The 12,681-nt window shown below is 47.3% G+C and carries 7 protein-coding genes; 1 reads left to right on the top strand and 6 read right to left on the bottom strand.

The annotated features are described in order from the left end of the window. Positions 1-108 precede the first annotated feature (108 nt). From fusA to rpsL, 3 genes are all read right to left on the bottom strand, one after another. Complete coding sequence (gene fusA / locus AB3Y94_RS11895) at positions 109-2,208, bottom strand: elongation factor G (RefSeq protein ID WP_367296398.1); 2,100 nt, start codon at positions 2,206-2,208, stop codon at positions 109-111. Positions 2,209-2,397: 189 nt separating this feature from the next. Further along, the gene (gene rpsG, locus AB3Y94_RS11890) at positions 2,398-2,868 is read right to left on the bottom strand and encodes a 30S ribosomal protein S7 (protein ID WP_125682830.1); all 471 of its coding nucleotides are present in this window, start codon (positions 2,866-2,868) and stop codon (positions 2,398-2,400) included. A gap of 78 nt (positions 2,869-2,946) precedes the next feature. Beyond that, positions 2,947-3,360 (bottom strand): 30S ribosomal protein S12, encoded by a 414-nt coding sequence (gene rpsL / locus AB3Y94_RS11885; protein WP_125682831.1) that lies wholly within the window; start codon positions 3,358-3,360, stop codon positions 2,947-2,949. Positions 3,361-3,639: 279 nt separating this feature from the next. On the opposite strand from rpsL, the gene AB3Y94_RS11880 reads away from it, so the two are divergent. Next, positions 3,640-4,284, top strand: coding sequence for an A24 family peptidase (locus AB3Y94_RS11880; RefSeq protein WP_367296397.1), 645 nt, complete (start codon positions 3,640-3,642; stop codon positions 4,282-4,284). Between the two features lie 80 nt (positions 4,285-4,364). On the opposite strand, the gene rpoC is transcribed toward AB3Y94_RS11880, so the two are convergent. The 3 genes from rpoC to AB3Y94_RS11865 all read right to left on the bottom strand — a co-directional run bounded on the left by rpoC (position 4,365) and on the right by AB3Y94_RS11865 (position 12,492). Beyond that, positions 4,365-8,012, bottom strand: coding sequence for a DNA-directed RNA polymerase subunit beta' (gene rpoC, locus AB3Y94_RS11875; protein WP_367296396.1), 3,648 nt, complete (start codon positions 8,010-8,012; stop codon positions 4,365-4,367). A gap of 21 nt (positions 8,013-8,033) precedes the next feature. Further along, on the bottom strand, positions 8,034-11,648 hold the full coding sequence (locus AB3Y94_RS11870) for a DNA-directed RNA polymerase subunit beta (protein WP_367296395.1): 3,615 nt from the start codon (positions 11,646-11,648) through the stop codon (positions 8,034-8,036). Positions 11,649-11,886: 238 nt separating this feature from the next. Next, the gene (locus tag AB3Y94_RS11865) at positions 11,887-12,492 is read right to left on the bottom strand and encodes a TetR/AcrR family transcriptional regulator (RefSeq protein ID WP_367296394.1); all 606 of its coding nucleotides are present in this window, start codon (positions 12,490-12,492) and stop codon (positions 11,887-11,889) included. Positions 12,493-12,681 lie beyond the last annotated feature (189 nt).

Raw genomic sequence — 12,681 nt, 5'->3', positions numbered from 1 at the left:
CGCGTTCCTCTCAAGCTTAGTCAGAAGAAATTTATCAAAAAATGGTCAAAAAAAAAACGCCCCACTACCGAAGTAGCAAGACGTTTCAATTTTTAGAGAATGACAACTCTAGTCTTCGACTGGAGTACCGCCGTTCTTCTTGATAATGTCAGCTTGAACACTCTTAGGCGTTGGTTCGTAGTGATCAAACGTCATGGTGAAGGTACCACGACCTTGTGATGCAGAACGTAACGTCGTAGCGTAACCGAACATTTCGGATAACGGAACGTAAGAGTGAATCATTTGTGCGTTACCACGTGCTTCCATACCATCGACCTTACCACGACGTGCGGTAACTTGGCCCATGATATCACCCATGTATTCTTCAGGAACCAAGATATCAACCTTCATGATTGGTTCAAGAATAACGGGACCAGCAGATTGGACAGCCTTACGTAAAGCCAATGATGCGGCAACCTTGAAGGCTGCTTCACTAGAATCGACTTCATGGTAGCTACCATCGTATAACTTAGCCTTAACGTCAACCAATGGGTAACCGGCTAACACACCGTTTGCCATGGCTTCTTGCAGACCTTGGTCAACTGAAGGGATAAATTCACGAGGAACAACCCCACCAACGATAGCGTCTTCGAATTCGTAACCCTTACCACGTTCGTTAGGGGTAAATTCGATCCAAACGTCACCATATTGACCTTTACCACCAGATTGACGAACAAACTTACCTTGGACCTTAGTTGGCTTCGTGAAGGCTTCACGGTAGGCAACTTGAGGAGCACCAATGTTTGCTTCAACCTTGAATTCACGCTTCATCCGGTCAATGATGATGTCCAAGTGAAGTTCACCCATCCCGGCAATCAGAGTTTCACCAGTTTCAGGGTTAGTTTCAGCCTTGAAAGTTGGGTCTTCTTCAGAAAGCTTTTGTAAGGCGGTGTTCATCTTGTCTTGGTCAGCCTTCGTCTTTGGTTCTACGGCAACCTGGATAACTGGATCTGGGAAGTCCATAGATTCCAAATGTAATGGATGATCTGGGTCGGTTAAAGAGTCACCAGTAGTGGTGTTCTTCAAACCAATGGCCCCAGCAATATCACCAGAGAAGACTTCTGGAATTTCTTGACGGTGATTTGAATGCATTTGCAGCAAACGACCAACACGTTCACGCTTGTCCTTCGTAGAGTTAAGTACGTAAGAACCAGCTTCCAGAGTACCGGAGTAAACCCGGATGTAAGTTAAACGACCAACGAATGGGTCGGTAGCAACCTTGAACGCCAAGGCAGCAAATGGATCGTCATCGTTAGCACGTAAAGTAACGGCTTCGTCAGTGTCAGGAACCGTAGCGTTGTAAGGCTTAACATCCAATGGAGATGGTAAGTAGTCAACAACGGCGTCCATCAACATCTGAACACCCTTATCTTTGAAGGCAGAACCAGCAAAGACAGGGAATAAGTCCAAACGTAAAGTGGCACGACGGATAGCAGCCTTCAGTTCCTCTTTGGAGATTTCTTCCCCTTCAAGGTACTTTTCCATGATTTCATCATCAACGTCAGCAACGCTTTCGATGATGCCTTCATGACGCTTCTTAGCTTCTTCCAGCATGTCTGCAGGGATATCAACAGTGTCCCATGAGGAACCCAGTTCATCCTTGTCGTAGACGTATGCCTTCATTTCGATTAAGTCAACAACACCGGCAAAGTCATCTTCAGCACCAATAGCCATTTGCAATGCAACGGCGTTAGCTTGGAGACGTTCGTGGAGTGAATTAACGGAGAAGTCGAAGTCAGCACCCAACTTGTCCATCTTGTTAACAAAAACGATACGGGGAACATCGAAATCTGAGGCTTGACGCCAAACAGTTTCAGTTTGAGGTTCAACACCGGCTTGACCGTCTAAGACGGCAACGGCACCATCAAGCACCCGCAGGGAACGTTCAACTTCAACAGTGAAGTCCACGTGTCCTGGAGTATCGATGATGTTGATCCGGTGTTTCTTCCATTCGGCCGTGGTAGCGGCAGAAGTGATCGTAATACCCCGTTCTTGTTCTTGTTCCATCCAGTCCATTTGTGAAGCCCCATCATGGGTTTCACCAATCTTATGGATTTTACCAGTATAATACAGGATACGCTCAGTAGTCGTCGTTTTACCGGCATCGATGTGAGCCATGATACCGATGTTACGCGTCTTTTCAAGCGGAAATTCACGAGTATTAGCCATGATTAATGTGTAACTCCTCTCAACTTGATCGTAGATTGTGCCAAAAGGTGGCCACTAACATCAAAAATTGATTTTAGTCGCCACCTCTCAATTAAAGGATTACTCCCTTAAGTCAGAGACGGGAGTATCCAAGGACACTCTGCTCTAACATTGTATCACGCTGCTGGCAATGCAGCATGATAACTGCTTTTACCAGCGGTAATGAGCGAAGGCACGGTTAGCATCAGCCATCCGGTGCGTATCTTCACGCTTCTTAACAGCAGCACCTGTGTTGTTGGCAGCATCCATGATTTCGCGGGCAAGCCGGTCAACCATAGTGTGTTCGCCACGAAGGCGAGAGTACTGCACAATCCAACGCAGACCTAAAGTAGTCCGACGGTCAGGACGAACTTCGATTGGAACTTGGTAGTTTGACCCACCAACACGCCGAGCCTTAACTTCCAAGACTGGCATGACGTTCTTCATTGCTTCTTCGAAGACTTCCACTGGATCGTTGCCAGTTTCGTTCTTAATGATGTCAAATGCACCATAAATGATTTTAGTTGAAGTACCACGTTTCCCATCCATCATCGTGTGGTTGATCAGACGAGTGACCAACTTTGAATTGTAAATTGGATCAGGAAGGACTTCACGCTTTTGTACGTTTCCTTTTCTAGGCATTGTTAATATCCTCCTTGAAATGCTGTTACGGGGTGTTTGACGGAATCCGTGCAAACGCCCCTACTTTTTAGTCTCGGTCTAGCCCTTAGGCTTCTTAGTCCCGTACTTGGAACGACCTTGACGACGGTCAGTAACCCCGGCAGTATCGAGCGCACCACGGATAACATGGTAACGAACCCCAGGTAAATCCTTAACCCGGCCGCCCCGGATAAGCACAACACTATGTTCTTGAAGGTTGTGGCCAATACCAGGGATGTAAGCAGTCACTTCAATTAAGTTTGACAACCGCACACGTGCATATTTCCGTAAAGCTGAGTTAGGCTTCTTTGGTGTCATGGTACCGACACGAGTAGCAACCCCACGCTTTTGTGGAGCTGGATTCTTAACTTGAGCTTTTTTGAAACTGTTATACCCGTAGTTTAAAGCTGGGGCATCTGATTTAGAACTTTTAGATTTACGACCTTTACGCACCAATTGGTTGATAGTAGGCATCTAAATAGTCCTCCTTTCCTATAGTCATTCTAGAGTTTAAGTCCACACATCCAGGTGGTTCATTTTTCTTGAAAGAAAAAAGCCACCCAGACGGGGGTTCAATTGAAGTGTCCTCCCCGCCGTCAGTCAGCATGTCTGGTAGTGAATACCCGAGACCTGTCTGCGAAAAGCACCTTTAATAGAATACCATGCCACAAATAGCATGTCAACAAGCCCAATAGCAATTTCCCAGAAACATTCTGGGTTTCTTGACGTAGTTAGTCTATGAGGTGATTGGTAATGATGTTTATCCTATTTATTTATGGTGCCTGTCTGGGGTCCTTCCTCGTGGCCATGGCCGACCGGTACGTGACTGGTGAATCTCCACTCTTCCCGCCATCGCACTGTGTAACCTGCTCTACCCGCTTAGCTCCTTGGCAAATGGTTCCCATTTTGAGTTACCTATTTCTACGTGGTCGTTGTGCTTACTGTCAAGCAATCATTTCACCAACCATTCTTCTTATGGAGGGAACTACAGCCCTTCTGCTGACAACCTGGACACCTACATTAACCCTGCCACTTCTGTGGTTGATCCTTTGGGCATTCGCGGCCCTGTCTGACGTACAAACCCAGGCCTTCCCCGGCTGGCTAAGCTGGGCCACCCTCAGCATTAGCTTAATTGGTCAGCCTTGGCCGACCATCTTATTCGTCGCCAGTCTATTTGGCCTGGTTCGTTGGCTGTGGCCCCACTGGTCTCACCCCCGGATTGGCGATGGGGACTTAGAAATGATGATTGGCTACTGGGTGTTCTTTGGAAGCTTATCGATGGCTCACTGGTTGTTGCTAGCGTGCAGCTTAGCTCTACTAACCATTCGCACCCCTGCAAGATTCGCTTTCTTACCCTATCTCCTGATCAGCGCGCTTATCTGGTGGTTATGGCCTTAACCGCCCGTTCATCTCTGCAGTAAGCAAAAAAGGATCCACCATCTCTGGCAGATCCCGTAACTCAAACCACCTAGTTGTCACTAGGCCTGTGAGTCTTCTTGCATTTGTTTTTCCAAATCGCTGATGGAGTAGACGCCTTCGGTTGACGTACCGCCAACTTCTTTGGGTTTGATCTGACGGTAATCTGGCATCCCAGTCCCGGCAGGAATAATCTTCCCAATAATAACGTTTTCCTTCAAACCAACCAGTGGATCGTTCTTGCCCCGAATAGCAGCATCGGTCAAGACACGCGTCGTTTCCTGGAAGGATGCGGCTGACAAGAAACTGTTCGTTTCCAGGGCAGCCTTGGTAATCCCCAAGATAACTGGACGTGCGGTAGCAGCAATGCCACCATCGATCAGCGTCTGGTAGTTAGCACGACGGAAGTCTTGAATATCCATCAAAGTACCAGGCAGAACGTCGGTATCACCCGGATCCATGATCCGAACTTTACGTAACATCTGACGAACCATGATTTCAACGTGCTTATCACTGATGGCAACACCTTGCATCCGGTAAACTCGTTGAACTTCACCTAAGATGTAAGTTTCAGTTGATAAGACATCACGAACACGAAGCATTTCCTTAGGATCAACAGACCCATAGTTCAATGCAGAACCACGGTGAATGAAGTCACCTTCGCTGACCCGCATGCGGGCAGTGATTGGTAACGTGTAAGTCCGCGTATCGGCTTCACCCTTAATCGTGATTTCCTTCGTCCGTTCAGCTGGGTTTTCTTCGATTGATTCAACCGACCCAGTAACTTCAGTAATCTCAGCTTTACCTTTAGGGTTCCGAGATTCAAACAATTCTTGAACACGAGGAAGCCCTTGGGTAATATCTTCGTTCCCGGCAACACCACCGGTATGGAAGTTACGCATGGTCAGCTGGGTACCAGGTTCACCGATTGATTGAGCGGCAACAGTCCCGACAGCTTCACCAACTTCAACTTCGTCACCAGTAGCCATGTTACGACCGTAACAATGTTCACAAACACCATGTTCGGTGTTGCAAGTAAAGGCAGAACGAATAGTAACTTCTTCAACACCAGCATCAACAATCTTTTGTGCGGTGTCTTCAACAATCATTTGGTTCTTAGGAACAATTACGTCCCCAGTTTCTGGATCATAGACGGTCTTTTGGGTGTAACGCCCTAAGATCCGGTCGTACAATGGTTCGATCATTTCGTTACCATCAGTGATGGCACGAATCTTCAAACCACGGTCAGTTCCACAATCTTTTTCCCGAATGATAACGTCTTGCGCAACATCGACCAACCGCCGAGTCAGGTAACCTGAGTTGGCAGTCTTCAAGGCCGTATCGGTCATCCCTTTACGGGCCCCATGGGTCGAAATGAACATTTCCATCACTGACAAACCTTCACGGAAGTTAGACGTGATAGGCAGCTCCATGATGTCACCACTAGGTGCGGCCATCAGTCCACGCATACCGGCAAGTTGCGTAAAGTTAGAAATGTTCCCCCGGGCACCAGAATCACTCATCATAAAGATAGGGTTCTGTTGCTCGAAACTGTGAATCAAGGCGTTTTGAATGTCGTCCTTGGCATCGTTCCAGATACCAATAACCCGTTCGTAACGTTCGTGGTCGGTAATCAACCCACGACGGAATTGCTTCGTTACCGTTGCAACCTGTTTGTGGGCAGCGTCGATAATTTCTGGCTTTTCCTTTAAGTCGGTAACGTCGACCATCCCAACCGTTAACCCAGACTTCGTAGATTCGTCGTAACCCAAATCCTTAATCCGGTCCAATAACTTAGAGGTTTCAGTAACCTTGTATTGTTGGTAAACGGCCGCGATAATGTCGGACAAGAAGCCCTTCTTAAATGGACCAACTAATTCAGCATTTTGTAGGTAATCATGAATGTCCTCACCTGGTTCCAAGAAGTACTTATCTGGAACGTAACCGTTCAAGTTCGTACTGGTTGGTTCATTCAGGTATGGGAATGACTTAGGCAGGATGTTGTTGAAAATCAACTTCCCAACGGTCGTCATCATGATCTTGCTCCGTTGTTCATCAGTAAATGGCTTGTCGGTCATGCCGGAGACTTGGACCCCGACCCGAGTGTGCCAGTGAACTAACCCATTCCGGTAGGCCAAGACTGCTTCATTTAAGTCGGTAAAGATCATGCCTTCACCTTCACGAGCAGCTTCTTCCATCGTCAGGTAGTAGTTCCCGATAACCATATCTTGAGAAGGCGCAACAACTGGCTTACCACTGGCAGGTGCCAAGATATGGTGAGCAGCCAGCATCAGCAAACGTGCTTCAGCTTGTGCTTCGTCAGATAACGGAACGTGGATGGCCATTTGGTCCCCATCGAAATCGGCGTTGTAAGCTTCACAGGCCAATGGGTGAAGACGCATAGCTTTACCACTAACCAAAACGGGTTCAAACGCTTGAATACCCAAACGGTGAAGCGTAGGGGCCCGGTTCAACAGAACAGGGTGTTCCTTGATGACGTCTTCCAAAACGTTAAAGACATCGTCATCTTCACGATCAATTTGGCGCTTGGCGTTCTTAATGTTAGAAGCCAGGCCACGCGCAACCAGTTCCTTCATGATGAATGGCCGGAATAATTCCAAAGCCATAGGGACTGGTAAGCCCATTTGGTTGAACTTGAGGGAAGGACCAACGTCAATAACGGAACGACCTGAGTAGTCAACCCGCTTCCCTAACAAGTTTTGACGGAACCGCCCTTGTTTCCCTTTCAACATATGTGAAAGAGACTTCAATGGACGGTTACCAGGACCAGCAACTGGACGGCCACGACGACCGTTATCGATCAAGGCGTCAACGGCTTCTTGAAGCATCCGCTTTTCGTTTTGAACGATGATACCAGGTGCATTCAGATCCAATAAACGCTTCAACCGGCTGTTCCGGTTGATAACCCGCCGGTACAAGTCGTTCAGGTCAGACGTAGCAAACCGTCCACCTTCAAGTTGTACCATTGGCCGTAAATCAGGTGGGATTACCGGAATAGCATCCATTACCATCCATTCAGGACGGTTACCAGATGTTACGAAGGCTTCCAAAATGTCCAAACGACGAACGGCACGCGTCCGCTTTTGGCCAGTAGCTTCCTTCAATTCTTCCTTTAATTCCTTAACTTCTTTATCTAGGTCTACTGCCATCAATAATTTCTTGATGGCTTCGGCACCCATTTCAGCCTTGAAGGCGCCACTACCGTATTCAATCAGTTTGTCACGGTAATCACGTTCGGAAAGTAATTGCTTCTTTTCGAGCGCAGTGTCACCTGGGTCTAAAACAACGTAGGAAGCAAAGTAGATGATTTCTTCCAACGCCCGGGGACTCATGTCGAGGACTAAGCCCATCCGACTTGGGATACCCTTGAAGTACCAGATGTGAGTTACTGGAGCAGCCAATTCGATATGGCCCATCCGTTCCCGACGTACCTTAGAACGGGTAACTTCAACCCCACAACGGTCACAAACGACACCCTTGTAGCGAATCCGTTTGTATTTCCCACAGGCACATTCCCAGTCCTTAGTAGGACCGAAAATCCGCTCGTCGAACAGCCCGTCTTTTTCAGGCTTTAACGTCCGGTAGTTGATGGTTTCAGGCTTTTTAACTTCCCCGTAAGACCAGCTACGGATCTTATCAGGTGAAGCCAGCCCGATCTGCATGCTTTCGAACTTATTGACATCGACCAAAGAAGCGACCTCCCTTATTAATTAGTCTTGTGTGTTCGGTTGACTTTCATTTTTTGGTGCGGCTGGCGTAGCTTTGGCGTCTTCAGTCTGAGCAGCGGCTTTGCGTTGTTCTTCCTGTTGTTGCGCGTACTTGCTTAAGGCATCAACGTTCACAACATCGTCGTCATCGTCATCCATATCACGGAGTTCAATTTCTTCGTTGTTCCCGTTTAAGACCTTCATATCCAGACCTAAGGATTGTAATTCCTTAACTAAAACCCGGAAGGATTCAGGCACACCTGGTTTTGGAATTGGATCGCCCTTAACGATGGCTTCGTAGGTCTTAACCCGGCCAACCACGTCATCAGACTTGTACGTTAAGATTTCTTGTAACGTATAAGCGGCACCGTAAGCTTCCAAAGCCCAGACTTCCATTTCACCAAACCGTTGGCCACCGAATTGCGCTTTACCACCAAGTGGTTGTTGCGTAACCAGTGAGTAAGGTCCGATAGAACGGGCGTGCATTTTGTCATCGACCATGTGGGCCAACTTCAGGTAGTTCATGACACCGACGGCAACCCGCTTATCAAACGGTTCACCAGTCCGACCATCGTATAAGACAGTCTTAGCGTCAGCAGCCATACCAGCTTCCTTAACAACGTCCGCGATATCAGTATCTTGGGCACCATCAAAGACAGGCGTAGCAACGTGAATACCTAACTTACGAGCAGCCATCCCTAAATGCAATTCGAGCACTTGCCCGATGTTCATCCGGGAAGGCACACCCATTGGACTCAACATAATGTCGATTGGCGTACCATCTGGCATGTATGGCATGTCCTCTTCAGGGATAACAACGGACACAGTCCCTTTGTTACCGTGACGACCGGACATCTTGTCACCAACTTGGATCTTCCGCTTTTGCGCGATGTAGACCCGAACCATCATGTTCACACCTGGAGAAAGTTCATCACCGTTTTCACGCGTGAAGATCTTAACATCCTGGATGATCCCGCCACCACCATGTGGAACCTTCAGAGAAGTATCCCGCACTTCACGGGCCTTTTCACCAAAGATGGCATGGAGTAACCGTTCTTCGGCTGATAATTCTGTAACACCCTTAGGCGTAACCTTACCAACCAAGATGTCACCATCTTGAACTTCGGCACCGATTCGGATAATTCCGTCTTCGTCCAAGTTCTTCAGGGCATCTTCCCCAACGTTAGGGATTTCACGAGTCATTTCTTCAGGTCCAAGCTTCGTATCACGTGCTTCTGATTCGTATTCTTCAATATGAATCGACGTGTAAACGTCATCGCGAACCAACCGTTCGTTGATCCCGATGGCATCTTCGAAGTTATACCCTTGCCAAGTCATGAAGGCAACTAATGGGTTTTGCCCTAAGGCTAATTCACCATTTTCCATTGAAGGCCCATCAGCCAAGACTTCGTCGTTGTCGACGTGGTCGCCAACCTTAACGATTGGACGTTGGTTGTAGTTCTTACCACCGTTAGAACGGCGGAACTTCATTAACTTGTAAGTGTCAAGCGCATCGTCGGCACGACGAACACGGATTTCCCGTGCATCAACGTATTCAACAGTTCCTTCGTGTTGGCTAATTAAAGCAACTCCGGAGTCATGCGCAGCTTTATATTCAATACCAGTCCCAACTAATGGTGCATGAGGGTCCAGCAATGGCACAGCTTGCCGTTGCATGTTGGCACCCATCAAGGCACGGTTGGAGTCATCGTTTTCCAAGAAAGGAATACATGCAGTGGCCACAGCAACAACTTGCTTTGGCGAAACGTCCATGTAGTCAATCTTGTCGGCAGAAGTTTCGATGTTGTTATCTTCGTCACGGGCCATGATGGTATCCGTAGCAAATGAACCGTCATCGTTTAACGGCGTGTTGGCTTGTGCCACAACGTAGTTATCTTCTTCATCGGCAGTCAGGTAATCGATCTTGTCGGTAACCTTATGCGTATCCCATGAAACACGACGATATGGTGTTTCGATGAACCCATACTTGTTAACCCGGGCGTAACTGGAAAGACTGTTAATCAAACCAATGTTAGGACCTTCAGGTGTTTCAATTGGGCACATCCGACCGTAGTGGGTGTAATGAACATCCCGGACTTCATATCCGGCACGATCACGTGTCAAACCACCAGGTCCAAGGGCGGATAGACGACGCTTATGGGTTAATTCACCCAATGGGTTAGTCTGATCCATGAATTGAGAAAGTTGTGAAGAACCAAAGAATTCCTTAATGGAAGCAACCACTGGCCGAATGTTGATCAGTTGTTGTGGCGTTACCGTCGCAGCGTCCTGAATTGACATCCGTTCACGCACAACCCGTTCCATTCGAGATAACCCGATTCGGAATTGGTTTTGCAGGAGTTCACCCACGGAACGAATCCGCCGGTTACCCAAGTGGTCAATATCATCAGTGTTCCCGATCCCAATTTGCAGATCAAAGAAGTAGTTCATGGAAGCAATGATGTCAGCTGGGCGAATGTGCTTCAACTTGATATCAATGTTGCCATTCCCAATAACGGGAACTTCTTGTTCTGGGTCATCTGGTGATTGCACCTTGATGATTTGTAATTTAAGTGGTTCCGTAACAACGGCTTCGTCTGAAGGCTGGAAAGTAACCATCTTGAAATCGTCTTGATCCAAGTATGGTGCCAAAGTCTTCATAACGTCCTTGTCAACGACCGTTCCCTTTTGCGCGATGATTTCACCGGTATCAGGGTCAGCCAACGTTTCAGCTAAAGTCAAGCCCAGTAAACGGGTCTTCAAGCTCAGCTTCTTGTTGGTCTTGTAACGACCAACGGGAGCCATATCGTAACGCTTAGGGTCAAAGAACCGAGCAGTCAGCAAGCTCCGTGAAGAGTCAGCCGTCTTAGGTTCACCTGGACGTAGGCGTTCGTAAATGTCCTTTAAGGACTCTTCGACACGGGAATCGTCGGTGTTCTTATGAATATCCTTTTCCAACGTCTGCATTAAGCTTTCGTTATCACCTAAGATATCCAAGATTTCATCGTCGGAACCAAAACCTAATGCCCGAACTAATTCGGTCATTGGAATCTTCCGCGTCCGGTCAATCCGGACGTAAGAAACGTTTTTAGCGTCGGTTTCGAATTCGAGCCAAGCACCCCGGTTAGGGATTACAGTAGCACCAAAGACGGTCCGACCGTTTTTATCAGTATCTTCATTGAAGTAAACTCCTGGTGAGCGGACTAATTGGGAAACAATAACCCGTTCTGCCCCGTTGATGATGAAGGTCCCTTGGGCCGTCATCAGAGGGAAGTCACCAAAGAAGACATCCTGCGACTTAATTTCACCCGTTTCGTGGTTGGTTAAGCGTAAAGTAACGTGTAATGGTGCCGAGAAGTTGGCATCGTGTTCCCGCGCTTCATCCACGGTATATTTGGGTTCCAGTAATTGATAATCAACAAACTCTAACGAAAGGTTTCCTTGAAAATCTTCGATTGGCATGATGTCGTCGAACATATCGCGTAAACCTTCGTCGAGGAACCAGTTGTAGGAATTGGTTTGAATTTCAATCAAGTTAGGTAAATCAAGAACTTCCTTGATTCGCGAATAGCTACGGCGCGTACGGTGTTTCCCGTATTTCACTAAGTGTCCTGCCAAGTTGTTCACCTCTCCTATTTATTCTGAGAACTGGCCAAACCAGAATATTACATTTTGATTACAAATGCGTTTTTCTCCGGTTTTTTGGCAAAAAAAATCCAAAAACAAACCCAAAGTTTGCTTTTGGCTTCTTATAATGGACGCTACCGGACAATATATCGGTGCATCCAATTTCAGTTCACAGTTGCATACAAATGATATAGTACTAAATTTAATGACCAATGTCAATATGGACGACTCACTTTTTAACCGCGACACCAAATAGAATTAGTCGAATCAGGGCAATGGTCTGCTCATGCTGTGAAGCATCCGCTGGACCCACGTGATGAAATGAATTAAATAAGGGACTCAAACTGGTTAAATAGAATGACGCCGCGTCCTTAGCCGCCAAATGTGGCTGTAAAACGACTACGCCCAAGCTAAAGAAGTGTTCCAATGGCGCTAAGTAGTCCTGCATGAAAACCATCCCCAATTGGCGTTGGTTTTCTGGTTTCAGATAGCGAAAGCTACTGTGGATCACGGTAAAGACATCGCGCGGATGAACGCCCGTTAGGACTTCCGTAATGGTCGCCAACGACTCAACAGGGTCAGGCGACTCCTCCGCAGCTAATTGATCATTAGCCTGGTTAAGCCCCGTTCGAACTTCCTGTCCTACACTTTTAATGACCTCAAGGAAAATAACTTCCTTATCACTGAAATGATGGTAAAGTGCTGGTTGTGTAATACCCACCTCACGGGCAATGTCCCGTGTTGATGTGGCCGAATATCCTTGAGATAAGAATTGTTCCCGCGCAGCTTTTAAAATAGCCGCGTGCGTGTGTGTTAGTTGCTCCTCTCTCTTCATGACCCCCATCCTTTCCTATTTGCTTATGCTGTCAGTGTACCACAATTCGCTTATCACCAGCTAGGCCAAGTGTTAGTCTTACAAGACTTTCTGCTCTCGTGTATAGGGAGGAAAACGACCATTTACGGATACCAGAGATCACGTTGTGGATTAAGTCCAGAAGTCATGGCCAGAGCCGCGTGTCTTCCG

Origin of the sequence: Levilactobacillus yonginensis (assembly GCF_964065165.1) — a bacterium.
Classification (GTDB): Bacteria; Bacillota; Bacilli; order Lactobacillales; family Lactobacillaceae; genus Levilactobacillus; species Levilactobacillus yonginensis_A.
The sequence above is the reverse complement of the archived record's forward strand: the minus strand, read 5'-3'. Positions and strand labels throughout refer to the sequence as shown.